This window comes from Oscillibacter sp. 1-3, from assembly GCF_000403435.2.
Lineage (GTDB): Bacteria > Bacillota > Clostridia > Oscillospirales > Oscillospiraceae > Oscillibacter.
In genome coordinates, this window is record NZ_KE159711.1 from 195,502 (window position 1) to 219,735 (window position 24,234).

Below are 24,234 nucleotides of genomic sequence, written 5' to 3' on the forward strand. Positions count from 1 at the left end.
ATTTCAATTTTTTTCCGCGTTTCGTTCCACCTTCATCAAATTGATGTTGCTTTCGATGTCGGCGATGAAGCCGCTCTCGGCGTATTCCACAGCCCGGAGAATGGCGTTGGTGACCGCCCGGGCGTCGGAGGAGCCGTGGGCCTTCACCACGGGCCTGGAGATGCCCAGGAACGGGGTTCCGCCCACCTCGCTGGGGTCCATGAGCTTCTTCATCTTCGCCATGTCCCCCTTCACCAAAGCCGCGGCCATCTTGGTCTTCGTGCCGGAGAGGAACATCTTTTTCAGCTCTTTCAGCAAGAACTTCCCCACGCCCTCCACGGACTTGAGCATGATGTTGCCGGTGTAGCCGTCCGCCACGATGACGTCGGCCCCGCCCAGCATGGCGGCGTCCGCCTCGATGTTGCCGATGAAGTTGATCCGCCCGGCGTCCCCCGCCTCTTTCAGCAGAGCGTAGGCCTCATGGCGCAGGGCGTCGCCCTTCTCCTCCTCCGCGCCGATGTTCAAAAGGGCCACCCGTGGCCGCTCCATCCCCAGCACGCGGCTGGCGTAGTAGCTGCCAAGATACGCAAACTGCAGCAGGTACTCCGCTGTACACTCGGCGTTGGCGCCGCAGTCGCACAGGATGGCCCGCCCCCCCGCCGTGGGGATGACGGGACCCATGGCGGCCCGGCGGATGCCCCGGATGCGCTTGACCAGCAGCGTGGCCCCGGCCAGCAGGGCGCCGGTGGAACCGGCGGAAACGAAGGCGTCCCCCTCCCCGTTTTTCAGGAGGTTCAGCCCCACCGTCAGGGAGGAGTCCTTCTTCACCTTGAAGGCGATGGCGGGATCGTCGGAGATCTCCACCACCTCCGTGGCATCCCGGATCTCCACGCCCGCGGGCAGATTCTTCTCCCCGCAGGCCTCCACAGCCCGCAGCACCTCCGCCGCCCGGCCCACCAGGATAATGTCCACGCCATGGGCCCGGCTGGCCTCCAGCGCGCCCTGTACGATGGCCTGGGGGGCGTTGTCGCCGCCCATAGCGTCCACGATGATCTTCATTTCAGCACTTCCTCCTTGATCCCCTCGATCACGGCCAGCGACCGAGCCGAGAGCTCCGCGTTTTTATTTCTCTTCCCCTTCACCCGATGGTCCAGGGGCGGCATGATCCCGAAGTTAATATTCATGGGCTGGAAGGCTGTCACGGACATGTTGGAGATGTACAGCCCCAGGGCCCCGACGGCCGTCTCCCGGGGAAAGTCCACCGGCGGCAGCCCCCGCAGGCGACGGGCGGTCTCCACCCCCGCCAGAAAGCCGCTGGCGGCGGACTCCACGTACCCCTCCACGCCGGTCATCTGCCCGGCGAAGGAGATCCGCGGCTCTGATTTCAGCCGGTAGTACCGGTCCAGCAGCCGGGGGGAGTCCAGGAAGGTATTCCGGTGCATCACGCCATAGCGCAGGAACTCCGCGTCACGGAGGGCGGGGATCATGGAGAAGACCCGCCTCTGCTCCGGGAATTTCAGGTGGGTCTGGAAGCCCACCAGATTATACACCGTGCCCTCCGCGTTATCCCGCCGCAGCTGCACCACGGCGCAGGGCTCCCGCCCCGTCCTGGGGTCCCGCAGGCCCCTGGGCTTTAAGGGACCGTAGCACAGGGTGTCGCGGCCCCGGCGGGCCATGACCTCCACGGGCATGCAGCCCTCGAAGACCTTCTTATCCTCAAAGCCGTGGACCTCCGCCTCCTGGGCAGTGGTAAGGGCCTGCCAAAAGGCCTCGTACTCCGCCTCGCTCATAGGGCAGTTGACGTAGTCCGCCGTCCCCCTGTCGTACCGGGAGCCAAACCATGCCAGGTCCATATCCACGCTCTCGGCGGACACCAGGGGAGCCGCGGCGTCGTAGAAGTGGAGGGCGCTGTCCGCCCCCAGCAGCGTCTGGAGCCTGTCCGCCAGGGCGTCGGAGGTCAGGGGGCCGGAGGCCACCACCACCTCCCCGCCGGGGATGTCCGTGACCTCGCCCTCCACCACCGTGATGTTGGGGTGGGTTTTAATTCTCTCCGTCACCAGGGCGGCGAAGCCGTGGCGGTCCACCGCCAATGCGCCGCCGGCCTCCACCCGGGTCTCGTCGGCGCACCGGAGGATCAGGGAGCCCAGGCGGCGCAGCTCCTCCTTCAAAAGGCCCACGGCGTTTTCCAGCTGGTCGCTGCGCAGGGAGTTGGAGCAGCAGAGCTCTGCGAAGCTGTCCGTGACATGGGCGGGGGTGCGCTTTTCCGGCTTCATCTCGCAGAGGGTGACCTGGAGGCCCCGCTGGGCCAGCTGCCAGGCGCACTCGCTGCCGGCCAGGCCGGCGCCTATAACCGTTACGTTCATAAGGAATGCCTCCTTATTGTCTCGCCCCTGCGGGGGGACGGGGGTGTGACCGCCCTTCGGGCGGGGGTGGGTTTTGCTCGCCCTGACGGGCGGGGGGGATTTCAGCCATGATGATGGCTGGGCAATGCACCCCGCCCGTCAGGGCGAGACCTAGCCCCGCTCCTGGGAGCGGCCCAGCAGGTAGTCAGTTGTGACTTCAAAGTAATCCGCCAGCTTGATAAGCCCTGCAACATCCGGATAATGTGTTGCGGATTCATAGTATTGATATGCTCGCAGCGAAATCCCCAGATATTCCGCCATCTCATTCTGCTTTTGGCCTCTTTCGTTTCTTAATTCTCTCACACGCTGTGCAAAAATTTTCATACAAAACCTCTTGACATGAAAGTATCTTTCATATAATATAGATATGAAAGATACTTGCATTTCGGGGGTATTCTTTATGACAGACTTAATGCAAACAATTTGCTGCCACCTTCTGGAAAACCACTATAGGGAATTCCTCCCGCGGGAGTACTACTGGCACCTCACCCGCCTGGCAGAAAAACAGGAATCCGACCTCTTGGAGACCCTCTCCGACCTCCAGCAGGACCTGCTGGACCAGTACGAGTCAACCAGAAACGAGATGCGCAGCCATGAGCTGGAGGCCATGTTCCAGGCCGCATGGAACGCGGCCCGGGAGCTGGCTTAGTCCTCCGCCTTGGCGGCCTTCTTGGTGGCCGGCTTTTTGGCCGGCGCTTTGGCCTTCTTTGCCGCCGGCTTTTTGGCGGTCTTTTTCGCCGCTTCCGGCTCCTTCTCCACGGCCTTGGCGGCGCCCTCCGCCGCCTCCCCGGCCGCCTCGCCGGAGGCGGGCTTCTTGGGATAGCCCCGTTTGTCCTCCGGCAGGAAGTTGGGACACGCCTCGTTGATGCAGAAGGGCCGCTTGTAGCCCCGGCCCGCCTTCTTGAACATGGTGTGCCCGCACTCCGGGCAGTCGTCCTTCACCGGCACGTCCCAGGTCATGAAATCGCACTTGGCGGCGCCCTCCCGGGCCGTGGTATGCTCGCAGCAGTAGTACGTGTACTGCTTGCCCGTCTTCTTGCTGTTGCCGGTTCGCTTCATCAGCCGCCCGCCGCACTTGGGACAGCGGCCCGGCATCTCCACCACCAGCGGCATGGTAAACGAACAGTCCGGATAGCCCGGGCAGGCCAGGAAGCGGCCGAATCGGCCGGACTTCACCACCAGGTTCCGCCCGCACTCAGGACAAACTTCCTCGCTGACCTCGTCGGGCACCTTGATCCGCACGCCCTCCAGGTCCTTCTCGGCCTGCTGGAGGTTTTTGTCAAAGTCCCCGTAGAAGCCCCTCAGAAGCTCCCGCCAGGGGGCCTTGCCCTCCTCCACGGCGTCCAGCCGCTCCTCCATGTTGGCGGTGAAATGCAGATCCGCGATGTCGGTGAATTTGTCCTTCATCAGCTCCGTCACCACCCGGCCCAGGTTGGTGATGCGGAGGTACTTGCCCTCCTTAATGACATACTCCCGGTCCAGGATAGTGGACACGGTGGGGGCGTAGGTGGAGGGGCGGCCGATGCCCTGCTCCTCCATGGCGCGGATGAGCGTGGCGTCGGTGTAGTGGGCCGGGGGCTGGGTGAAGTGCTGGTCCCGGGAGAAGCCCTGGAGACTCAGCGTCTCTCCCTCCCGCAGGGCGGGCAGGGGGGACTCCTTCTCCTCTTTCTCCTCGTCCTTTCCCTCCTCGTACACGGCGGTGTAGCCGGAGAATTTCAGGCTGGAGGAGCTGGCCCGGAAGCTGTGGCCGCCCGCCTCCACCTCCACGGACACGCTGTCATAGACGGCGTTGGACATCTGGCAGGCCACAAAGCGGCTCCAGATCAGGCGGTACAGGCGGTACTGCTCATTGGTCAGGTCCTTTTTCACCTGCTCCGGCGTCCAGTTGACGTTGCTGGGGCGGATGGCCTCGTGGGCGTCCTGGGCGTTTGCCTTGGCCTTGTAGTGGATGGGCTTGGCGGGGCAGTAGTCCTTCCCGTAGCGGCCCTGGATAAAGCCCCTGACGGAGGACAATGCCTCCTCACTCAGGCGCAGGGAGTCGGTACGCATATAGGTGATGAGGCCCACGGTGCCCTCGCCCTCGATGTCCACGCCCTCGTAGAGCTGCTGGGCGATGGCCATGGTGCGCCGGGGGGTCATGCTCAGCTTCCGGGAGGCCTCCTGCTGCATGGTGGAGGTGGTGAAGGGCGGCGAGGGGCTGCGGTGCTTGTCGGTCCGCTTTACAGTTTTTACCAGGAAGGGGGCGTTCTCCGTCTCGTGGACCACGGCCTCTACTTCCTCCGCCGATTTCAGCTCCGCCTTTTTGCCGTTTTTCCCGTGGTACCGGGCGGCAAAGGGGATTTTTTTTGCCTCCTCCCCCAGGAGCTTGGCGTCCAGGGTCCAGTACTCCTCCGGCTGGAAGGCCTCGATCTCCCGATCCCGGTCGTCCACCATGCGGGTGGCCACGGACTGCACCCGGCCCGCCGAGAGGCCCCGGCGGATCTTCTTCCACAGCAGGGGACTGAGCTCGTAGCCCACGATGCGGTCCAGGATGCGGCGGGCCTGCTGGGCGTCCACCAGGTCCTGGTCGATCTCCCGGGGCTCCTGAATGCTCTCCTGCACCACCTTCTTGGTGATCTCGTTGAAGGTGACCCGCCGGGCCTTCTCGTCCGGCAGGTCCAAAAGCTGCTTTAAGTGCCAGGAGATGGCCTCCCCCTCGCGGTCCGGGTCGGTGGCCAGATATACGGTGTCCGCCGCCTTGGCGGACTTTTTCAGGTCGCTGATGATGTCCTCCTTGCCCTTGATGGGCTTGTAGACCGGCTCGAAGTCGTGCTCCAGGTCCACGCCCAGGACGCTCTTGGGCAGGTCCCGCAGGTGGCCCATGCAGGCCTTGACCTCAAAGTCCTTGCCCAGGTATTTGCCGATGGTCTTAGCTTTTGCGGGGGACTCCACAATGACCAGGCTGTGTTTTGCCATACTCATGAAACCTCCAGGCGCTCCAAAGGGGGCGCGTGTTGATGGAATGCTCGAATTAATAGCCGGACCCCGTCCAGGGGGCGGCCCGTGATCTCTACACCGCTCAGGGCTGCGGCATCCCCCTTGCGGGGCCCGGCAGCCCGCCGTTTTTGCGGGATTGCCACGATTTTACTCCGTCAGCGTCACGACACGGGTATACCGCTTGCCGGCGTGCTGGGCGATGCGGCCGTCAAGCTCCAGCAGGGTCAGGGCCGACAGCACCCGCCGGGCAGGGATGCCGGTCTCCTCAATGAGATCGTCCACCAGCCGGGGTTCCCCGGCGAGGGCCCGCAGCAGGGCGATCTGGTCGTCGGTCAGGCCGCTGCCGGAGAGGCTCAGGGACGGGGGCACGGCCCTGGGGGCCTCCGCCCGCTCCCGCCGGGCCTGATAGCCCAGGGTCTCCGGCTCCTCCCGGGCCTCCTCCAGGCGCAGCTTGTCCGGGAAGCGGCCGGCGTAGTGGTCCAGCACGTCCCGGGGCTCCGTAACGATGATGCCGCCGTCCCGCAGGATGCGGTTGCACCCCGCGCTGGCGGGGGCGTCAATGGGGCCGGGGACGGCAAAGAGGTCCCGGCCCTGCTCCAGGGCGGTGTTGCCGGTAATCAGAGCGCCGCTGCGCAGCGGCGCCTCCACCACCACAGTGCCCGCCGCAAGACCCGCCATGATGCGGTTGCGCACGGGAAAGTGGGACTTGTCCGGCTCAGTCCCCGGCGGGTACTCGGACACCAGCGCCCCCGCGGCGGCCACATCCTCGTAGAGGTAGCGGTGCTCCGGCGGGTAGACCACGTCCAGCCCGCAGCCCAGCACGCCGATGGGCACGCCTCCGCCCCGCAGGGCGCCCCGGGTGGCGGCGGCGTCCACGCCCCGGGCCATCCCGCTAACCACAACGGCGCCGCCTCTGGCCAGGCCGTAGCCCAGCTTCTCGCCGCAGGTCTCACCGTAGGGCGTGCACCTCCGGGTGCCCACCACCGTAATGACGGGCTCCTCATCAATGGCCGGCAGACGGCCCCGCACGTACAGCAAAAACGGCGGGTCGTAGATATTTCTCAGCCGGTTAGGGTACTCCGCGTCCTGAAACGTCAGGACCCGCAGCCCCAGCCGGCGGCAGTCCTCGAGAATCTTTCCGGCGGCGGCGAGGCTCTTGTTGTCCAGCGCCTCCGCCTGCTCTTTGGTAATGCCCTCTGTCAATAGAATTTCCCCGGCGTCCGCGTAAAACGCGTTCTCCGGGGTCCCAAAATGGCGCAGGAGAGCCAGCCGGACCTGGTTTGTCAGCCCCGGCAGCTCCGCCATCCAAAGCCAGTATTTCAGCATAAGCCCGCCTCCTTCGTCCTTTTTCTTTTCAAGAAAAAGAATCAAAAAGAAATCTGACCCGCTCTGGAAGCCTGGTGCAGCACCAGGCTCTCAGCGGCGGCAACGGCAGGCGGTCTGTATTGAGGCTGCAGACCGCGCTTGCAATCAGTCATTCCGCGCGCCCTCCCACAGCACCACGGCGGCGGCCGCCGCGGCGTTGAGGGACTCGCAGGTTTTGGACATGGGAATTTTAATCGTCCGGTCGCACAGCGCCAGGGCCTCCCGGGAGACGCCCCGGCCCTCGCTGCCGATGACGACGGCGCACCGCGTCAGATCCACCGTGCGCAGGTCCGCCGTGTCCTCCGCCAAAGCGGCGGCGTACAGGGGCAGCTCCGCCGCCCGCACCAGACGGACGGCCTCCTCCAGGGAGGTCTGGTAGATCACCCTCCGGAAGTGGACGCCCATGGCCGCCCGCACCGTCTTGGGGTTGTTCACGTCGGCGCACCCGGGAAGCAGGAATGCCGTCCAGCCGAAGGCGTCCGCCGTGCGGAGGACAGTGCCCACGTTGCCGGGGTCCTGGACGCCGTCCAGCAGCACATACCGCTGCCGTCCGCTGGCGTCCGGAATCAGCCTCTGCGGCGGACGGCGCCCCGTGGAGCGGCAGGAGAACACCACCCCCTGGGGGGTCTCCATGGGGCTGACAGACTTCATGACGCTCTCCGTCACCTCAGCCAGCCGCGCCCCGGCGGGAGCGCCGGCGACATCCGCCCCCGGCGTATAGAAAACCGCGGACACGGACGCGCCCCACAGCTCCGCCTCCCGGAGGAGCTTGGGGCTGTCACACAAAAACTCCCCCGTCTCCTCCCGGTAGGCTCTGGAGGAGGCCAGCTTCCGGAAATGGGTACACAGCGGATTGGTCTTGCTGGTGATCCGCTCCATGGCCGCGCCTCCTCCCGTAAATGTTACTGTGAAATCAGTCCAGGGGCTTCATGGTGGGGAATTGTTCCTCCACTCCGCATACCGTTACATAAGTTATCAAATCGTACCCATTCATACCAGTTTTCCAACTTTCTCAGCATATTGTTACTTAGCGTTACACAGTGTATTCGGTGATTTGTCGTAAAATCTGTCGTAAAACTCAGCTGATTTTGATTTTGCCCTCCAGGTTGGCAAACGATTCCATCTTCTTCTCTTTTGTGGCCTCGTTATACACGTCCATTGTAGTTTCAACATTCCAATGCCCCGTGATTTTCTGGATAATCTTGATATTCGGCTCGTTCTCACAAAGCCTTGTGCAAAAAGTGTGCCGTAGGTTGTGGACGGAGAAATGCGGTAACCGCACCGCTCCAGTTTCTCCTGCCTCAATGTTATAGTCCCGGATAATGCGCCAGATGGCCCAATTAACTAGGCCATGTTTGAAAAATGGCGGAATGCCCAACGGCGAGAGATTTTTTCGCCAATCAAGGCAAATTTTTGCAGTCGGGCTGACGCCCGGCAAGAAAATTTAACGCAGAGTGGCGGATAATGATCCACCGTTTGGGCGTTTTGACTTTTTTCAAACAGGGCCTAGATGTGGAATGAGGACCTCCTGAAAACGATTTTGGAAGATAAAGCCGGAATAGCCATCTATCTCGGATCGTGTAAAGCCATGCTCCATTTGTTTCAGCCTCTCGTCTAACAAGGCCCGCTTTACATCATCAAACATCGGAATAATGCGAATACCTGTTTTCGTCTTCGGGGTTGTGATGTGGACCTCCATATTCCCGGCTTCCGTGACTCGATGAATAAGGTTGTGGTTTACATTAATAATTTTACCTTTGAAATCGCAGTCTTCCCACCGAAGACCAAGGCACTCGCCTATCCTCATTCCAGTACCAAGCAACACGGTAAACAAGTTAGACCAGTGGCGGTAAGTTTGGGACCGTGCCACAAAATCAACGAATGCCTCCTGCTCAGGAACTGTCAGTGCGTGACGCTTGGGCTTCTCCCAGTCATGGCTCTTCTTGATTTCGGCGATCACCCCATCGGTAGGGTTGATACGAATCTAACCATCCTTGACTGCCACATTAAAAACCGGATGCAAAATTGTCTGGATGATTTCGACGCTGTTTGGCTTAAATCCGTGTTTCAGAAGCTCGCCATAGAATTTCTTTATGTCGCTGTACCTGATACTGGCAATATCCCGCATTTCAATATTTTCTTTGATGTATTTTGTGTACATATATTTATAATTTGTTCGGGTAGATGCCTTGAGCTCATACTTGGTTGCGATATAGTCTTCCCCAAAATCATTGAGCATCATCCTGGCAGCGGTAAATGAGTTGATACCATTTTGCGTATCACGGAGTACTTTTGCCTCCATATCCCTGAGAGCTTCACAGGAACGCTTCTTCGGCGGCAATTTGTCACTTGAAACTAATCTCCAGCTATATAGGCTCCTTCGCACCCCTTTCGCATCCACATACTTGTACTCATATTTTCCATCGGCACGCTGGCTCTCCTCTGTTCTGAGGAGACGGCCTTTGCTATCTCGTCTCTTTTCTGACATGGATACCCCTTTCAGAAAAGGACATGGCAGGGCTTGAGTATTATACCATGCCATTCATTGGATTTCAAGTAATAGAATCACATCATCAAATGGATTCACATTCATCAAGGTATGATTCAAATCTTTTGCGGCGAAAAAGCCGACGATTTCCATTCCATACAGATAAATTTTTGTCAGGATTTCTGTCAAGAAGATCTCGAAGTTTATGCTCCCCAATACCGAAATATTCCGCAACCTCCCGCACTGTCAACATGTATCGTTCTCCCAACGGGATCTGTTTCAACCTGCTCCAAAATCGCATATGTCCGCCGCTCCTTATCCACCGGCAAAGATTTTAGACATTCGATCTCGCCGTCAAAAATGGCCAGGTAGTATTCCGCAGGCACCGTAGCTTGGAAGGGCTGCTTGGGATCGTGCATCTTCATATAGAGGCCGAGATCTATCAGGGACGCAAACGGGGGCTGAAAAATGGTGATATGTACTTTTTTCTGCTCATTCATCTGAAATTCCTCCAAATCATTCCATGTTGACACTGAGGTCCAAGGCTTTTTTCTTGATCCTGGTGTATGGACAGCCCGGTTGTTTCCCAACCTCACCCTGGAGGCAGTTGGTCTGCGCACAGTGTTCTTCCATACAGCATCGACAGATAGAGCTGCCTATTATAGTCTCTGCTGGCAATGTATCGGGGCTTCGGTTCGCCTTGAATCTCCATAATCAAATTGCCGCCGCACCGCTCGCAGTTCAGTTCTGCCCACTGGACTGGCTTGGCTCTTTTTTACTCAATAGCCTCACCACAGATGGGGCAGAACTTCCAGGTCGGTTTCTCCTCCTTTTCATCCACAAAGCTCCACTGATCGGGGAGCCTGGGACAGCAGCCGGAGGTATGCGTGAAATCTTGGCGGCTTCTTTGGTGTTTGCTCAAGCACCGACACTCGGTGTCCTTGCATTGGCCGCACTCAACTTTGCCAGATAACGGCGGGAAATAGGGACGGCTATTTTGCTTTTCGCTCATTTTGTGTTCACTCCATTTCTGCACGATTTGTTTTGCCTGATGTCTCACAGACGGGCCTATATATAAACAAAGCGCATGAGCAAAACTGCTCATGCGCTTTGTTGCCTGATCGGCTACGATGTATCTATCATTATAGGGGCGGAAATAAAAAAGCGTCCAAAGGTCAATCGACCTCTGGACGCTTTGAAACACGGAAACAAAGACCGCTGGTGATGGGTCACGGATACTATAATGGTTATATTATAGCGATTTCTTCACAAAAAGGCAAGAGTAGAATTCTGAAAACAGCAAAACTATACCTCAGATAATAAAACAAGCTATTTCTTCAAGCTTCAATTTCTAAATGCAATCTCTCATGCAGTTTACAATTTATGCCTTGTATTGTCCTCTGGCTTTCCTATATAATTTGGACTAACGCTACCAAGCTCAGGAGACACAAGTATGGATAAAATTCTATTGCTGGAAGACGATGTGAGTCTGATTGATGGACTGACCTATTCCCTGCGGCGGCAGGGTTACGAATTAGACGTTGTCCGAACGGTCGCTGAGGCGCTTGCGCTTCTGCCCGACCTCAGCCAGTATGTTCTGCTGCTTCTGGACGTCACTCTGCCGGACGGAACGGGGTTTGAAGTCTGCGAACGGGTCAGGGCGCAAAATCATCTGATCCCCATTATTTTTCTAACCGCGTCCGACGAAGAAGTCAGCATCATCCGCGGTCTGGACAGCGGTGGCGACGACTACATGACCAAGCCGTTCAAACTGGGCGAGCTGTGTTCCCGCATCCGGGCGCTGCTGCGCCGGGCCGGTGTGGCCAAGCCGGCGCCATCGGAGATGATCCAATGCGGAGACACCCAAATCGACCTTCTGGGAAGCCGGGCCTACCTGGGCGGCAGGCCCCTGGATTTGACCGGCGCGGAATACCGCCTGCTCTGCCTGCTGGTACGCAACGCAGACCGCGTTGTTACCCGGGACACCATCCTCAGCGAGCTGTGGGACGACGCCGGGAATTATGTGGACGGCAACACCCTGTCTGTTTATGTGCGCCGCCTGCGGGAGAAGGTGGAGGCCGATCCCTCCCACCCTCTGCATCTGCTTACGGTCCGGGGCTTTGGCTACCAGTGGAAAGAGGTTTCGCCATGAGCTTTTATCAGGACAGGCAGATTAGAGCCTATGGACTCTTTCTGGCGTGCATCTCTGTGTGTATCGTCGGTATGGGAATGCTGCTGAGTTCGATGCAAATGAATTTGGCAAAGGATATCTATCTATCCCGCAGCGAGGCTATAGCGGCCTCCCTTTTAGCGCAGGATGTCCCCCACACGGTCATTGCCGCCGCGTTGACAAATACAGAAGTCAGTGAGGAAGGGACGGCTCTGCTCGCCATGGCGGGGGTGGATGCCACAGCCGAAAGCGGCCTGCTCCCCTTCTACGCGCAGCTCCAACGCTCCAGCCTCGCTGCCGCCGCCGGCATGGCCATCCTGCTGGTTATTGCCCTCTTTGCCGGAACCTGGGTGTTCTTTTCGGCGCGGAAACGCTTGTACAGCCAGGCAGACCAAGCCATCAGCGGCTATCTTTGCGGGGATTACTCCCAGCACTTGCCCCGAAGCAGCGAGGGTGCAATTTATCAGATATTTACCCAGGTGGAACAGCTGGCAACCATGCTCCAGGCCAAAACAGAAACCGAGCGTCAGGCAAAGGAATTCCTCAAAAAATCTATATCGGACATCTCCCACCAGCTCAAGACGCCCTTGGCTGCCCTTACCATGTATCAGGAGATCATTGCGGATGAACCGGAGCATCCCGATACTGTGCGGGAATTTTCTGCCAAAATGTCCGTTTCGCTGAAGCGTATGGAATATCTGATTCAAGCCATGCTGAAAATCACCCGGCTGGATACGGGGAATATCGTGTTTGAGAAGGACTGCCTCAATGTCGCCGCGCTAGTATCCCAATCCATCCGTGAACTGACGACACGGGCCGAGCGCGAAAACAAGCGGATTCTCGTTGACGGAGATGCCGGACAGCAGCTGGTATGTGACAGGGACTGGACCTGCGAGGCCATCGGCAATATCGTGAAAAACGCTCTGGACCACACCGGTCCAGGCGGAACTGTGCGCATCCATTGGGAGCATACCCCTGCCATGCTGCGTATTTTCATTACAGATAACGGCAGCGGCATCGCTCCGGAGGACATCCACCACATTTTCAAGCGGTTTTACCGCAGCAAGCGCTCCCTGGATACCCAGGGAATCGGGCTGGGACTCCCCCTGGCGAAGTCGATCATAGAGGGGCAGGGCGGAATCATCGCCGTGCAGAGCGATCCGGGAACCGGCACAACCTTCACCCTCTCCTTCCTTACAGAACTGTAAGCTGAAATTCACCTGATTGTAAGCTGCCTCTGCTATACTCTAGCGCAAGGAGGCATTTGTGCTATGAAAATTTTGACCGTACAGAACCTGTGTAAGACCTATGGCAAGGGTGAGGCAAGGGTTGACGCCTTGAAAAACGTATCCTTCTCCCTGGAAAAGGGAGAATTTGCCGCAGTGGTCGGCGAATCCGGCTCCGGCAAGAGCACCCTGCTCAACTGCATCGGCGCTCTGGACACCCCCACTTCCGGCGAAGTCCGGATGGACGGGCAGGACCTGTTCTCCATGGGGGAAGAAAAGCGTACCATCTTCCGGCGGCGGAATATCGGCTTCATTTTCCAGTCCTTTCAGCTTGTCTCCGAGCTGAATGTGGAGCAAAACATCATCTTTCCCCTGCTCTTGGACTATAAGAAACCAAAACCCGCCGCTGTCCAGGAGATTCTGGAGCTGCTGGGCCTGACCTCCCGCCGGAATCACCTGCCCAACCAGCTCTCCGGCGGCCAGCAGCAGCGGGTGGCCATCGGCCGGGCACTGATTACAAAACCTAAATTGATCCTGGCCGACGAGCCTACAGGAAATCTGGACAGCAAGAACAGCCGTGATGTCATGGAACTGCTGACCCAGGCGTCCCGGCACTACCAGCAGACCATTCTGATGATCACCCACAACCGAAACCTGACCGCTTCCGTGGATCGTGTTTTCCAGGTGGCGGACGGTGTGCTGACAGACTTGGGAGGGGAAGCGGATGAAACACTTTCTTGACCTGATCCCCATCTCAGCAAAGGTACACCGGAAACAGAACCGGATGTCCATCCTCTGCATTATCCTGTCCGTATTCCTGGTAACCACTATTTTCGGCATGGCGGATATGTTTATCCGCAGCCAGGTCTTACAGGCCCAGCGGGACGATGGCAGCTGGCATATCGGCCTGAGAAACATCAGCGCTGAGAATGCGGCGCTGATGGCGGCCCGGCCCGACATTGCGGTGATTTCCCCCTATGGTACTTTGAATTTTGGCGCCAATCTGGGCTATACCATAGGAGGAAAGGAGGCGGTGATCTTCGGCAGCGATGAAGCCCTTGTCACAAAAATTTTTCTTGATATGCTGACGGAGGGCGCTTACCCACAGGCAGAGGGCGGCGCGCTGGTCACAGAAAACGCCAGGGAGATGATGGACCTCCACATTGGGGACGAGGTAACATTGAACACCCCGAATGGGACTTCACTCCACTTTCAGATCACTGGATTTGTAGGGAACGCCTCCGGCCTGATGCGCAGCGACGCATACGGAATTTTCCTGTGTATGGAGGACTACCGCGCCATTTATCCCGACGTTGCAGAGGGGGAACCCTCCGATTTTGACATTATGTACTATGTCCAATTCTCCCATACCCGGGATATCCAAGGAAGCATCAAAAATCTCAAATCGGCCTTCCAACTGTCAGACGGCCAGGTATCCGAAAACACAAAGCTGCTGGGCCTGCTGGGACAGAGCCGGGACAGCTTTATGATGTTCATCTATGCGGCGGCAGGGATCCTCTTCGTTCTGGTCATGTCAGCAGGGATCCTGATGATAGCAAGCAGCCTGAACAGCAATGTTGCGCAGCGCATGGAATTTTTCGGCCTGATTCGCTGTATTGGGTCAACGCCCAGGCAAGTCATGCAGATGGTGCGCAGGGAAGCGTTCGGCTGGTGCCGCTTTGCGATCCCCGCCGGTGTGGCCTTGGGGGTCGTTGTGATATGGGTACTGTGCGCCATCCTTCGATACCTCAGCCCGGGCTACTTTGCGGCAATGCCCGCCTTCGGCCTGAGCCTGCCCAGCGTGGCCGCCGGCATCCTGGTGGGACTGCTTACCGTGATGCTCGCGGCCCGCTCCCCGGCAAAACGCGCCGCAAAGGTCTCGCCGCTGGCCGCGGTTTCCGGCAGCACAGGCGAAGCCCGGCCTGTCCGCTCCGCAGCCAATACACAGCTGGCAAAGGTGGATACCGCTCTGGGCATCCATCACGCCGTTTCCAGCCGCAGGAACTATCTGCTTATGACCGGCTCCTTTGCCTTGAGCATCGTTCTTTTCCTCTCCTTCTCCGTAACCGTTGACTTCATGCGCCACGCCCTGACGCCCCTGCAGCCCTGGACGCCGGATTTATCCATTGTCAGTCCGGACCAGACCTGTTCCGTGGACAACAATCTACTGGAGCGCCTCAATGAAATACCGGCAATCAAAGCGGCCTATGGCCGGATGTTTGCCTACGGCCTTCCAACGACAGGCAGCGGCACAGTATCCTCTCTTGATCTGATTTCCTATGAGTCAAAGCAGTTCGGCTGGGCCAGGGGCTACCTTCTGGACGGCTCCATTGAGGAGGTCCAAACGGAACCCGGCACAGGGCTGGTGGTGAAAGAGACCGCCAGCACAGTGCAGGTTGGCGATATCATCACCGTACAGGCAGGCGGACGGGCGCAGGAACTAAAAATCGCAGGGATCCTATCCGATTGCCCCTTCAGCAATGCCGCTGGTACAGGAATCGTCATCTGCTCCGAAGATACGTTCCGGCAAATGACGGGCCTGTCCAACTACACGGTACTTGATATCCAACTGAACAGCGGAACCTCAGACAGTGAGGTGAATGCGATCCATCGGATCGTGGGAACCCGGTACACCTTTTCAGATGAACGGCTTGGAAATAGCAGCACACGGGGCATCTACTATTGCTTTAATCTTTTTATCTATGGTTTTCTCGTCCTGATTGCCCTGATTACAATTTTCAATGTGGTCAACAGCATTGCAATGAGTGTCGCTTCCAGAACAAAGCAATATGGTGCGTTCCGGGCCATTGGGCTGAGCACCCGGCAGTTGTCCAAAATGGTAGTTGCAGAGGCGGGGGCCTACGCCTTATCAGGCAGCGTGGCCGGTACTGTACTGGGCTTGCTCACCAACAGGCTCCTGTTCGCCATGCTGATTGGGCAAAAGTGGGGCGAGCCGTGGGGCATTCCCTGGTCTGAGTTAGGGATCATCCTCCTGATCCTCCTCCTTTCTGTAGCATTGGCAGTATATGGGCCCATAAAACGGATCCATAGCATGACCATTGTTGATACCATTTGCGCACAGTGATATAACAGGAGGCAGATAATCCCAAGCCGATTATCTGCCTTTTCAATATGAAAAGCGTCTGCCATCTCATATTCTATTATGTGCGGATAAAGACCAAGAAGGCGGCCGGTGTGGAAAGGGGAACACACCGGCCGCCTTTGGTTATACGAGTTTGAACTTGAGGACGCGGACGATCAGTTTCGTCTCCAGCCGGCACTTCAGTTCCGGGTCGAGGTACCGGCACGGACAGCTGTGCTCGTCGTAGAGCGTGCGTGTGGCCAATGTCGCTATATAGCCCTCGAAATGTGCCAGAACTGAATTGATGGCGGTGATATCCCCATTGGTGGCTGCCTCAATGGTTTCGTAGGGCAGCAACTGCTCCTCAGTACGGGACTTAGCTTTCATAAAATCACGCCTTCAGAAGCTGTTTCATTTGGTCAAGGAATCGTTGACGGCGGCGCTGGATCGTAGAGCGCGGGATCCCCAGCAGCGTACTGATCTCCCGATCATTCAAATCCAGGAAATAGGCCAGCAGCAGAAGAAGATTTCTCTCCGCAGACTCAATTTGGGACAGCGCTTCTTCGAGGCGTTCATCCGCAATAGAGATTTGATGGCCCTGGGTCTCAAACACATAGTGGCTGCTGGGATAGTCGTCTGACATCCCAATCCGAAGCAAGGCATCAAATGGCATATCGGAAAAACATACCTCCCGCTCTGCCTGGCGAATCACCTGGCGCAAGTAGTCACAGCGCTCACCCCGAATCACCTTTTTGCAGTACACCTCAAACTGATAACGGATGCTGGTCTTCTGGGACGGTGAAAGTCCCAAGTCTTCACCCCCCTCCATATCCGCGGAGACGGTTGCTTGTCCCCTTTCACTCCTTTCCCCGGTGGACAAGGATTGATTTGCCCAGTTCAACCAGAGTGCATCCGAAATAAGAACATAAATTGGGCTATACCTGAGCTTCGTGAGAAGCGCACGAGTATTAAGCCGCTGCCAGTATGACATGCAGTTTCCCTCCGAGTGCATCTGATTTTTGGAGCAGACGCATTGGGGGCCGCGGCAGCGAATCAGAACGTGGGCATAATAAAATGAGCAGCAGACTTCGTGATCAGACACAAAATCTGCTGCCCGGATAAATACATTGAGCGACGCAATGGGATTCTGCGAGGCGGGAGAGGATCATCGCTTTTCGCTATCGTCTCCCGGTTTCTGCCCATGCGGAACGGTACAACGGAATCCCGCGGCTTATAAAAGGCCGTGTGCTGCCAAGTCAGATAAAGACTGACCAGCTCAATGTCACGGATCTTGTCGTCCATAACATTGCTCCTGTCCGTAATAAAACGGGCGGCACACAGGCGGCGGACATCATCCCATTTCTGATGCTCTGTGGCAGCATATGCTGCCGCCTTTGTCAGATGGAACTATTCAGTTGTAAGCTGTGTGAAAAGTGCAAATAATGTCAAAAATGAGCGCGGCCTCTATTTCGCCATCAGAATAGAGGCCGCACAATACTTTGTTCTCTTGTACCTGTTATTTGTCCCATACATTTGAACCTCCCATCCGTTTGAATTGCTGAGAATTTAGGGATAAACTGCCACAAAAGCAGTTTATCAGTCAGATGTATAGACCAAATCAAAACAGGATACGGATATTATATAATTTGGGAAAATACAGAGAAAAACCGCTCATCCCACTTGTGCCGGCTGGACTTCTGCTTATATCAGGTATTGCCCGGTCACGCTATTGGGGCTGCCGGCAATCTCCTCCAGCGTCCCGGCCGCGACCACACATCCGCCCGCCTCACCGCCGCCGGGACCCATATCGATGATGTAATCGGCGTTGCGGATCACATCCAGGTCATGCTCGATCACCACCACCGTGGCCTCGTGCTCCACCAGGGTCTGGAACACTCCCAACAGGATCCGCACATCCAAGGGGTGCAGTCCAATCGTAGGCTCGTCAAAGACAAAGACGGAGTCCGACTGGGTTTTGCCCATCTCGCTGGCCAGCTTCAGCCGCTGGGCCTCGCCGCCGGACAGGCTGGGTGTCTCCTCTCCCAAGGTCAGATAGCCCAAGCCCAGATCCTTCAGCACCTCCAGCCGCTGGCGAACTAATTTCAAATCTTTGCAGGTCTCCAGGGCCGCGTTGACGTTCATCGCCATCAGCTCCGGCAGAGAGCAGTCTCCACGCTTCACCTGATATGCCTCCCGTCCATACCGGGAACCGCGGCAATCCGGGCAGGGGATGGTCACATCAGGCAAAAACTGCACATCCAGGTCAATCGTCCCCGTGCCATCGCACACCGGACAGCGCAGCTTTCCGGTGTTATAGGAGAAATCCCCGGCCTTGAACCCCAGCTCCTTTGCGTCCGGGGTCCTGGCGAAAATTTTCCGCAGCTCGTCATGGACATTGGCGTAAGTGGCCACTGTGGAGCGGACATTGACGCCGATGGGGGTGGCGTCAATAAGCTTTACCTGACGGATACCCTCTGCCTCCAGCTTCAGGACGTGCTCCGGCAGCGTGGTCCCACCGGATAACGCTGCCAGTCCGGGAACCAAGCTCTCCAGAATCAGCGTGGTCTTGCCGGAGCCGGACACGCCTGTCACCACTGTCAGCCGTCCCTTGGGGATATCCACCTTCAAGGGCTTCACCGTGTGGATGGCAGCAGTGGAGAGGTGTATCCTGCCCAGTGCGAACAGCTCCCCGGCGCAGACTCGGTCCCTGACATGGATATCCGCCGTCCCGGCCAGGAACGGGCCAATCTGGGACGCCCTGTTTTGGGCAATTTCCGGGATAGTCCCCTGGGTCACCACCTGCCCGCCGTTGGCCCCTGCCTGGGGGCCCATCTCAATCAGCCAATCCGCCTGGGACAATATCTGGGTGTCGTGGTCCACCAGAATTACCGAGTTTCCATCTGCCACCAGATCGCGCATCACGCCGGTCAGTCCCACGATGTTGGAGGGATGCAGGCCAATGGAAGGCTCGTCCAGCACATAGAGCACCCCGGTGGTGCGGTTGCGCACCGCCCGGGCCAGCTGCATCCGCTGCCGTTCCCCGGTGGAGAGCGTGGAGGCGGCGCGGTCCAAAGACAGGTAGCCCAGCCCCAGGTCCATCAGCCGTTTGGCCACAGTCTGGAAGGATTGGCAGATACTCTCCGCCATGGGGCGCATCTCCTCCGGCAGGGAGGCGGACACCCCGGCCACCCACTCCATCAGCCTGGAGAGGGGCATCTGACAGGCCTGATCCAGGGAGATGCCCCGGAGCCTCGGTGCCCTTGCGGCCGCTGACAGCCGGGTGCCGCCGCAGTCGGAGCAGACGCCCTGCTTCAAAAACTTCTCCACCCGCTTCATACCCTTCTCGTCCTTCACCTTGGACAGGGCGTTTTCCACCGTGTAGGTGGCATTGAAGTAGGTGAAATCCATATCCCCCGCCGCGCCGCTGGTCTTGTTCTGATAGATGATGTTCTTCTTGACGGCGGGGCCGTGGAAGACGATCTCCCGCTCCTCCGCCGTCAGTTCCCGGAAGGGCACGTCAGTCCGCACCCCCATCTCCCGGGCGATGTCCTTCATCAGCGACCACATCAAGGTCTGCCATGGGGCCACCGCTCCCTGGTCGATGGACAGGGACTCGTCGGGCACTAAAGTGGATTCGTCCACGGTACGTACGATTCCGGTGCCGCCGCAGGTGGGGCAGGCCCCCTGGCTGTTGAAAGCCAGCTCCTCCGCCCCCGGGGCCCGGACCGATCCACCGCACTCTGGGCAGAAAAGCGGCTGTTCCGCCGCCACAGCCAGGGTGGGCGGAACGTAGTGCCCGTTGGGACAGCGGTGGCTGGCCAGCCGGGAGAACATCAGCCGCAGGCTGTTCAAAAGCTCCGTTCCCGTGCCGAAGGTGGAGCGGATTCCGGGGACGCCGGGCCGCTGGTGGAGGGCCAGGGCGGCGGGGACATAGAGCACCTCGTCTACCTGGGCCTTGGCGGCCTGGGTCATCCGCCTTCTCGTGTAGGTGGACAGGGCCTCCAGATAGCGCCGGGACCCCTCGGCGTACAGAACACCCAGCGCCAGGGAGGACTTCCCGGAACCGGACACGCCGGCAATGGCGACGATCTGATTGAGGGGAACATCCACGTCGATATTTTTCAGGTTGTGGACCCGCGCCCCGCGTACTTTTATGATTTCTGGCATTGCTGTCTCCTCCTTGGTATCCTGGTGCATCTGCTGTTCCTCCACATATAGCCTGCCGCAGTCCGAAGCACTGTCAGTATAATACCTACCCCAGCACTATCGCAAGACCATATCGCAAACTTAACCAACAGTTAAGAAAAGCTGAAACGCATCTGAACACATCTCCATTGCACGTTACAGGTCACTCGCTTATACTAAACTCAGGAAAGATAAAACAATCCACAGGGAGGAGACTGTCATGGAATTAAAACTCGGCGCCAATATCGCGGCGCTTCGGAAAGCAAAAGGCATGACCCAGGAACAGCTTGCAGCAGCTCTCGGCATCTCGCCGCCGGCGGTCAGCAAGTGGGAGACAAACGCTTCTTACCCTGACATCACGCTACTCTGGCCTTTGGCACGGGCGCTGGATACCAACGTGGATATGTTGCTGAACTACGAGAAAACACTGTCAAACAGTGAAGCGGAGCAGAAGATCAACGATATCCTAACGCTTGCCCGCACTAAGGACTGGCAAACAGCAGAGTCCATACTGCAAAACCTGCTGCATCAGTACCCTGCCAGTATTCCGTTAAAATACCATGGCGCTGGAGTTTATGCTGCCTTTCAGGCTGTCTGCCCTGACGCCAGTATGGAGGAACGGGGCGCCTGGAATCAGCGGCGGAAAGAATTGCTCCAAGCTGTCCATGCCAGCGGTTCCACGGAATTTTGGCAGTCTGCCGCGATAGCTTTGGCTGTCATGGCGCTTACGGAGGACGATTTGGACAAGGCTGAAAAGCTCCTGTTGGAGCTGCCCAGGCTGTCAGGTGATCCAACAATCATCTGGATGGAATTACACCTGCGCCGCGGCGAGCGGGATCAGGCGGTCGCAACGCTCCAAAAGCGGCTGCTGCATCTAACACAGCAAATGCAGACCTGCATGGTCTGCCTCTTGGACGAGAAACTGGGGTTCCCGCTTGAGACATCCATGGAGATCAACAGGGTGATCCAGCAGTTTGAGTCCCTGTTCTTTCACCGTACCCAACTGAGCGGCATCATGCAGGTTGAATTATTCCGCCGTTATGGGCAGACACGGCAGATGATCGAAAGTCTCTGCGACTATCTGGATGGACTCAACGAGTCTTCACCGCCGCCCAACGAGATACTATTTCCATCAACATCCGCACAAACTGCGCATCAGGAAACCAATAAGCAACTGCGTCAAATTATTTATCTGGCAATCCAACAAGCGCGTCAGAACAATGAACACCTCAGCGATCCAAGGTTATGTGCGGCAATGGAGAAACTGAAAGACAATTTTCAAGGATAAAATCAAAAAACTCTTGACCTTCCACAAACCGGAAGGTGTACGATTCACATATGGAGGTAACCTATTATGAATAAGAAACGCTTTTGGCCGTTCCTTCTTCTCATTCCCTTGGCCATCGCTGTCATCGCAGGCTGGTTCCTGCTTCCGGATGCGCTGGTCATGCAGGTCAGTATGAGCGGACAGCCAAGCAAATCTATGCCCAAAGTCCTTGGGCTGCTCATTCCCATGGCCGCCGGTATGATAGGCGCTGCATATGCCTCCAGTGAGAGGGAGGAAAGAAGGCCGCGGGGCTTTATCATCCTTGCCCTGGTCGTTGTCATCTTGGTCGTCACCTTTGTTTTCAATCTCTGAGCGTAAAAATCATCGGCCCTGCACAATAGATGGATTGCACCTGATTTCGCACAGCGTGAAAAAGACAAATTTATATCTTATTTTGATGTGGTTCATATCTCTGGCATATAGACTACCTCATATGCGCTTTTCCGCAAATTCCCTATCATCCTACTTAACTAGTTGAAAGGAGACTATCCATGCTTCGCATTGACCACTATTCCAAAACTTACCCCGGCGGCAAGAGAGCCGTAGATGACCTGACCCTCCATGTCCGGCCCGGTGAGATCTACGGCTTCATTGGCCACAACGGAGCTGGCAAGACCACTACCCTGCGGGCGGTGGCGGGGGTGATGGACTTCACCGAAGGGACCATTACCATCGACGGCCATGATATCAAGCGGGAACCGGTGGCGGCCAAGCAGGTCACCGCTTTCCTGCCCGACAACCCGGACCTTTACGAGTTTATGAAGGGCATTGACTACCTCAACTTCATCGCCGACCTATATGACATCCCAGCAGACCAGCGGACCGCCGACATTGGCAAGTACGCTGATGCCTTTGAGCTGACAGGGAATTTAGGCTCTCCCATCGGCAGCTACTCCCACGGAATGCGGCAGAAGCTGGCCCTGATCTCAGCCTTCATCCGCCGTCCCAGGCTGCTGATTCTGGACGAACCCTTTGTGGGCCTGGACCCCGCCGCCGCCCATCTGATGAAAGGCTATCTGGCGGATCTGTGCCAGGGAGGCTCGGCGGTGTTTTTCTCCACCCATGTGCTGGAGGTGGCGGAGAAGCTGTGCCACAAAATCGCCATCATCAAACACGGGCGGCTGGTAAAATCCGGTCCTACGGCGGAACTGGTGGGCGATTCCTCCCTGGAGGACGTGTTCCTGGAGCTGGAGGGAGAAAAATGAAGAAGTTTCTCACTTTGCTGAAGGTGAGCATCCAGTCTATGCTGCTCTCCTCCACCAATTCCCGGGGCCGCAGCCGGAAAAAGGCAGCCACCGGCCTGGGCGCTGTCGTGGTCATTGCCGGCCTGGGCCTCTACCTCTCCGGTTTTTACAGCTACATGCTGATGCAGGCGCTGGCCCCCTCGCATATGGAGATATTGGTGTTCATCTTTATGGGCATGGCCGCCCTGGTGGGCGGGCTGCTGTTCACCACCTTCGCCGTCAAGGGCGTTGTGTTTGGCGGGAAGGACAACGACCTGCTGCTGAGTATGCCGGTATCCTCCACCCTGCTGATGGCCAGCCGGGTGACGGCCATCTACCTGGAAAACCTGCTGTTCTCAGCCTTTGTGCTGCTCCCCGCCGGGGTGGTCTGCACGATGCTGACCCAGAGCGGCGTGGGGCACAGCCTTCTCTTTTGGGTGCGGCTTGTCATCGCGGCCCTGACCCTGCCCCTGCTGGATACGGCGCTGTCGGTCCTGCTGGGGGCGCTGGTGGCCTTTCTGTCCGCCAGGGTATCCAAGGGAGCGCTGGGACAGAACATTGTGATGGGTCTGTTTCTGGTGGCGGTGTTCTATCTCTCCTTCAACCTCAACGGGATGCTCGGCAGCCTCGCCGCCAACCCTGCCGGGGTAAAAGACGCCCTCTCCTGGGCCGCGCCCCTGCTGTGGATGGGCGAGGGCATCATGGGGGACTGGGGACTGCTGCTGGCCTTTGCCGCCTGCTGTGTCATTCCCTTTGCCCTTGTGGTGTTCGGCCTGGGCCGGGTCTACCGGCAGGCAGTCACAGCCTTCGCCGCCCGATCTGCCCAGAGCAACTATAAGCTCTCCGCCCAATCCGCCTCCAGTCAAAAGAAGGCCCTTTTGCGGAAGGAGGCCCAGCGGTTTTTTGGAACGCCCATGTACTTCTGGAATGCCGGCCTTGGCCTGATTATGCTGCTGGCCGCCGGAGCGGCATCCCTGGTGATGCGGGAAAAGCTGCTTGCCTTTGTTGGTATGGAAGATTTCCCCCTGCTGCCCATGGCGGCGGCTGTGATCTGCTTCTGCCTGTGTACCTGTCCCATCGCCGCCCCCTCCGTCAGTCTGGAGGGGAAATACCTCTGGATTCTGCGGGAGGCTCCCATGCCGGGCAGTACGCTGCTGTGGGTCAAGGCAGGGTTCCAGCTGCTGCTCACCCTCCCCTGTACCGTAATTGCCGGGGCCTGCATCTCCATCGCGCTGGGGTTCCAGCTGTGGCAGGGGGCAGCGCTTCTGATCACGGCCCTGCTCTTCGCGGTAGGCCACGCCATGTTTGGGATGCTGATGGGCCTGACCTTCCCCAAGCTGGACGCGGTCAACGAAACCGTGGTCATCAAGCAGTCTCTGGCTGTCACCCTGGCCATGTTCGTCCCCATGGCGGCGCTGGCCGCGGCGGGCGGGCTGTACTGGCTAGGCAGTCAGACGGCGGGCTGGGCCGCGTTGGCCCTCCCGATCCTGCTGTTCGCCCTGCTGACGGCGGTGTGTGCCGCTGTCCTCTCCAAGCGCGGCCCGGTCATGCTCCAGGCACTGTAAAAGCAAGCCCCGGCGTTCACAGAATGGAACGCCGGGGCTATTATTATGCGATCCACTTCTACTCTACTGCCTCAATGGAGTCCACAATACTGAGCTTTGCAATCTTCCGAAGGGGGACAGCCGTGGCCAGCAGGCAGGCCGCAAGGGACAACACAACCGCCTCCGCCATAGGAATCAGCGGCGGGAAAACCAGCCGCAGTTCGTCCGTCGCCGCGGCTTCCACCAGTATGGCACATCCATAGCCTG

26 protein-coding genes are annotated in these 24,234 nt (G+C 58.2%); 10 read left to right on the top strand and 16 right to left on the bottom strand.

Annotated features, from left to right (window positions below; translation table 11 throughout):
* Positions 1–3: 3 nt before the first annotated feature.
* From plsX to C816_RS19200, 3 genes are all read right to left on the bottom strand, one after another.
* A complete protein-coding gene (gene plsX / locus C816_RS19190) occupies positions 4–1,038 on the bottom strand; it encodes a phosphate acyltransferase PlsX (protein ID WP_016324073.1) in 1,035 nt (344 codons plus the stop codon).
* Positions 1,035–2,342, bottom strand: coding sequence for a methylenetetrahydrofolate--tRNA-(uracil(54)-C(5))-methyltransferase (FADH(2)-oxidizing) TrmFO (gene trmFO / locus C816_RS19195; RefSeq protein WP_016324074.1), 1,308 nt, complete (start codon positions 2,340–2,342; stop codon positions 1,035–1,037). Before trmFO ends, plsX begins: the two co-directional genes overlap by 4 nt.
* A gap of 150 nt (positions 2,343–2,492) precedes the next feature.
* Entirely contained in the window at positions 2,493–2,705 is a 213-nt protein-coding gene (locus C816_RS19200; RefSeq protein ID WP_016324075.1) for a helix-turn-helix domain-containing protein, read from the bottom strand.
* A gap of 76 nt (positions 2,706–2,781) precedes the next feature.
* On the opposite strand from C816_RS19200, the gene C816_RS19205 reads away from it, so the two are divergent.
* Positions 2,782–3,030 (top strand): hypothetical protein, encoded by a 249-nt coding sequence (locus C816_RS19205; RefSeq protein WP_016324076.1) that lies wholly within the window; start codon positions 2,782–2,784, stop codon positions 3,028–3,030.
* Here C816_RS19205 and topA read toward each other — a convergent pair.
* The 8 genes from topA to C816_RS24370 form a co-directional block, all read right to left on the bottom strand.
* Positions 3,027–5,336, bottom strand: a complete 2,310-nt coding sequence (gene topA, locus C816_RS19210) for a type I DNA topoisomerase (protein WP_016324077.1) — start codon at positions 5,334–5,336, stop codon at positions 3,027–3,029. The two genes, C816_RS19205 and topA, sit on opposite strands and share 4 nt — an antisense overlap.
* A gap of 168 nt (positions 5,337–5,504) precedes the next feature.
* A complete protein-coding gene (gene dprA, locus C816_RS19215) occupies positions 5,505–6,683 on the bottom strand; it encodes a DNA-processing protein DprA (RefSeq protein ID WP_016324078.1) in 1,179 nt (392 codons plus the stop codon).
* Between the two features lie 144 nt (positions 6,684–6,827).
* Positions 6,828–7,601 (bottom strand): TrmH family RNA methyltransferase, encoded by a 774-nt coding sequence (locus C816_RS19220; protein ID WP_016324079.1) that lies wholly within the window; start codon positions 7,599–7,601, stop codon positions 6,828–6,830.
* 199 nt (positions 7,602–7,800) lie between these two features.
* The gene (locus C816_RS25185) at positions 7,801–8,160 is read right to left on the bottom strand and encodes a tyrosine-type recombinase/integrase (protein WP_371254429.1); all 360 of its coding nucleotides are present in this window, start codon (positions 8,158–8,160) and stop codon (positions 7,801–7,803) included.
* A 57-nt stretch (positions 8,161–8,217) separates the two neighbouring features.
* Complete coding sequence (locus tag C816_RS23125; RefSeq protein WP_242832278.1) at positions 8,218–8,682, bottom strand: tyrosine-type recombinase/integrase; 465 nt, start codon at positions 8,680–8,682, stop codon at positions 8,218–8,220.
* Between the two features lie 24 nt (positions 8,683–8,706).
* Positions 8,707–9,264: an integrase DNA-binding domain-containing protein gene (locus tag C816_RS23130; protein WP_081646429.1), complete on the bottom strand. Its 558-nt coding sequence runs from the start codon at positions 9,262–9,264 to the stop codon at positions 8,707–8,709.
* 31 nt (positions 9,265–9,295) lie between these two features.
* On the bottom strand, positions 9,296–9,511 hold the full coding sequence (locus C816_RS23135) for an excisionase (RefSeq protein WP_081646430.1): 216 nt from the start codon (positions 9,509–9,511) through the stop codon (positions 9,296–9,298).
* Positions 9,414–9,710: a hypothetical protein gene (locus tag C816_RS24370; protein WP_016324082.1), complete on the bottom strand. Its 297-nt coding sequence runs from the start codon at positions 9,708–9,710 to the stop codon at positions 9,414–9,416. Before C816_RS24370 ends, C816_RS23135 begins: the two co-directional genes overlap by 98 nt.
* 200 nt (positions 9,711–9,910) lie before the next feature.
* On the opposite strand from C816_RS24370, the gene C816_RS25190 reads away from it, so the two are divergent.
* The 5 genes from C816_RS25190 (at position 9,911) to C816_RS19255 (ending at position 15,691) form a co-directional block, all read left to right on the top strand.
* Complete coding sequence (locus tag C816_RS25190; protein ID WP_242832280.1) at positions 9,911–10,183, top strand: hypothetical protein; 273 nt, start codon at positions 9,911–9,913, stop codon at positions 10,181–10,183.
* A gap of 480 nt (positions 10,184–10,663) precedes the next feature.
* Positions 10,664–11,362 carry a response regulator transcription factor gene (locus tag C816_RS19240; RefSeq protein WP_016324084.1) on the top strand — a complete coding sequence of 233 codons (699 nt, stop codon included), beginning with the start codon at positions 10,664–10,666 and terminating at the stop codon, positions 11,360–11,362.
* Positions 11,359–12,588, top strand: a complete 1,230-nt coding sequence (locus C816_RS19245) for a sensor histidine kinase (RefSeq protein ID WP_016324085.1) — start codon at positions 11,359–11,361, stop codon at positions 12,586–12,588. The genes C816_RS19240 and C816_RS19245 overlap by 4 nt, the downstream gene beginning before the upstream one ends.
* A gap of 63 nt (positions 12,589–12,651) precedes the next feature.
* Positions 12,652–13,347, top strand: a complete 696-nt coding sequence (locus tag C816_RS19250; RefSeq protein WP_016324086.1) for an ABC transporter ATP-binding protein — start codon at positions 12,652–12,654, stop codon at positions 13,345–13,347.
* The gene (locus C816_RS19255) at positions 13,331–15,691 is read left to right on the top strand and encodes an ABC transporter permease (protein ID WP_016324087.1); all 2,361 of its coding nucleotides are present in this window, start codon (positions 13,331–13,333) and stop codon (positions 15,689–15,691) included. The genes C816_RS19250 and C816_RS19255 overlap by 17 nt, the downstream gene beginning before the upstream one ends.
* Positions 15,692–15,832: 141 nt before the next feature.
* Here the strand turns inward: C816_RS19255 and C816_RS19260 are convergent, their stop codons facing one another.
* The 4 genes from C816_RS19260 to C816_RS19275 all read right to left on the bottom strand — a co-directional run bounded on the left by C816_RS19260 (position 15,833) and on the right by C816_RS19275 (position 19,855).
* The gene (locus C816_RS19260; RefSeq protein WP_016324088.1) at positions 15,833–16,075 is read right to left on the bottom strand and encodes a helix-turn-helix domain-containing protein; all 243 of its coding nucleotides are present in this window, start codon (positions 16,073–16,075) and stop codon (positions 15,833–15,835) included.
* A 4-nt stretch (positions 16,076–16,079) separates the two neighbouring features.
* On the bottom strand, positions 16,080–16,679 hold the full coding sequence (locus C816_RS19265; RefSeq protein WP_016324089.1) for a helix-turn-helix domain-containing protein: 600 nt from the start codon (positions 16,677–16,679) through the stop codon (positions 16,080–16,082).
* A 62-nt stretch (positions 16,680–16,741) separates the two neighbouring features.
* Entirely contained in the window at positions 16,742–16,990 is a 249-nt protein-coding gene (locus C816_RS24375) for a hypothetical protein (protein WP_016324090.1), read from the bottom strand.
* A 399-nt stretch (positions 16,991–17,389) separates the two neighbouring features.
* Positions 17,390–19,855: an excinuclease ABC subunit UvrA gene (locus C816_RS19275; protein WP_040656336.1), complete on the bottom strand. Its 2,466-nt coding sequence runs from the start codon at positions 19,853–19,855 to the stop codon at positions 17,390–17,392.
* A gap of 238 nt (positions 19,856–20,093) precedes the next feature.
* Here C816_RS19275 and C816_RS19280 point away from each other — a divergent pair, with 238 nt between their 5' ends.
* The 4 genes from C816_RS19280 to C816_RS19295 all read left to right on the top strand — a co-directional run bounded on the left by C816_RS19280 (position 20,094) and on the right by C816_RS19295 (position 23,988).
* Positions 20,094–21,161, top strand: a complete 1,068-nt coding sequence (locus C816_RS19280) for a helix-turn-helix domain-containing protein (RefSeq protein ID WP_016324092.1) — start codon at positions 20,094–20,096, stop codon at positions 21,159–21,161.
* Between the two features lie 66 nt (positions 21,162–21,227).
* Entirely contained in the window at positions 21,228–21,512 is a 285-nt protein-coding gene (locus tag C816_RS19285) for a hypothetical protein (protein ID WP_016324093.1), read from the top strand.
* Between the two features lie 179 nt (positions 21,513–21,691).
* Positions 21,692–22,405, top strand: a complete 714-nt coding sequence (locus tag C816_RS19290) for an ABC transporter ATP-binding protein (protein WP_016324094.1) — start codon at positions 21,692–21,694, stop codon at positions 22,403–22,405.
* On the top strand, positions 22,402–23,988 hold the full coding sequence (locus C816_RS19295) for a hypothetical protein (RefSeq protein ID WP_016324095.1): 1,587 nt from the start codon (positions 22,402–22,404) through the stop codon (positions 23,986–23,988). Before C816_RS19290 ends, C816_RS19295 begins: the two co-directional genes overlap by 4 nt.
* Positions 23,989–24,046: 58 nt before the next feature.
* Here C816_RS19295 and C816_RS24000 read toward each other — a convergent pair whose 3' ends face one another.
* Positions 24,047–24,211 carry a hypothetical protein gene (locus tag C816_RS24000; RefSeq protein WP_155979106.1) on the bottom strand — a complete coding sequence of 55 codons (165 nt, stop codon included), beginning with the start codon at positions 24,209–24,211 and terminating at the stop codon, positions 24,047–24,049.
* Positions 24,212–24,234: the final 23 nt, after the last annotated feature.

Coding starts and splice junctions, on each gene's coding strand:
- plsX (WP_016324073.1), bottom strand. CDS start 1,038: ATGAAGATCATCGTGGACGCTATGGGCGGCGACAACGCCCCCCAGGCC.
- trmFO (WP_016324074.1), bottom strand. CDS start 2,342: ATGAACGTAACGGTTATAGGCGCCGGCCTGGCCGGCAGCGAGTGCGCC.
- C816_RS19200 (WP_016324075.1), bottom strand. CDS start 2,705: ATGAAAATTTTTGCACAGCGTGTGAGAGAATTAAGAAACGAAAGAGGC.
- C816_RS19205 (WP_016324076.1), top strand. CDS start 2,782: ATGACAGACTTAATGCAAACAATTTGCTGCCACCTTCTGGAAAACCAC.
- topA (WP_016324077.1), bottom strand. CDS start 5,336: ATGGCAAAACACAGCCTGGTCATTGTGGAGTCCCCCGCAAAAGCTAAG.
- dprA (WP_016324078.1), bottom strand. CDS start 6,683: ATGCTGAAATACTGGCTTTGGATGGCGGAGCTGCCGGGGCTGACAAAC.
- C816_RS19220 (WP_016324079.1), bottom strand. CDS start 7,601: ATGGAGCGGATCACCAGCAAGACCAATCCGCTGTGTACCCATTTCCGG.
- C816_RS23130 (WP_081646429.1), bottom strand. CDS start 9,264: ATGGCATGGTATAATACTCAAGCCCTGCCATGTCCTTTTCTGAAAGGG.
- C816_RS23135 (WP_081646430.1), bottom strand. CDS start 9,511: ATGCGATTTTGGAGCAGGTTGAAACAGATCCCGTTGGGAGAACGATAC.
- C816_RS24370 (WP_016324082.1), bottom strand. CDS start 9,710: ATGAATGAGCAGAAAAAAGTACATATCACCATTTTTCAGCCCCCGTTT.
- C816_RS19240 (WP_016324084.1), top strand. CDS start 10,664: ATGGATAAAATTCTATTGCTGGAAGACGATGTGAGTCTGATTGATGGA.
- C816_RS19245 (WP_016324085.1), top strand. CDS start 11,359: ATGAGCTTTTATCAGGACAGGCAGATTAGAGCCTATGGACTCTTTCTG.
- C816_RS19250 (WP_016324086.1), top strand. CDS start 12,652: ATGAAAATTTTGACCGTACAGAACCTGTGTAAGACCTATGGCAAGGGT.
- C816_RS19255 (WP_016324087.1), top strand. CDS start 13,331: ATGAAACACTTTCTTGACCTGATCCCCATCTCAGCAAAGGTACACCGG.
- C816_RS19260 (WP_016324088.1), bottom strand. CDS start 16,075: ATGAAAGCTAAGTCCCGTACTGAGGAGCAGTTGCTGCCCTACGAAACC.
- C816_RS19265 (WP_016324089.1), bottom strand. CDS start 16,679: ATGTCATACTGGCAGCGGCTTAATACTCGTGCGCTTCTCACGAAGCTC.
- C816_RS24375 (WP_016324090.1), bottom strand. CDS start 16,990: ATGGACGACAAGATCCGTGACATTGAGCTGGTCAGTCTTTATCTGACT.
- C816_RS19275 (WP_040656336.1), bottom strand. CDS start 19,855: ATGCCAGAAATCATAAAAGTACGCGGGGCGCGGGTCCACAACCTGAAA.
- C816_RS19280 (WP_016324092.1), top strand. CDS start 20,094: ATGGAATTAAAACTCGGCGCCAATATCGCGGCGCTTCGGAAAGCAAAA.
- C816_RS19285 (WP_016324093.1), top strand. CDS start 21,228: ATGAATAAGAAACGCTTTTGGCCGTTCCTTCTTCTCATTCCCTTGGCC.
- C816_RS19290 (WP_016324094.1), top strand. CDS start 21,692: ATGCTTCGCATTGACCACTATTCCAAAACTTACCCCGGCGGCAAGAGA.
- C816_RS19295 (WP_016324095.1), top strand. CDS start 22,402: ATGAAGAAGTTTCTCACTTTGCTGAAGGTGAGCATCCAGTCTATGCTG.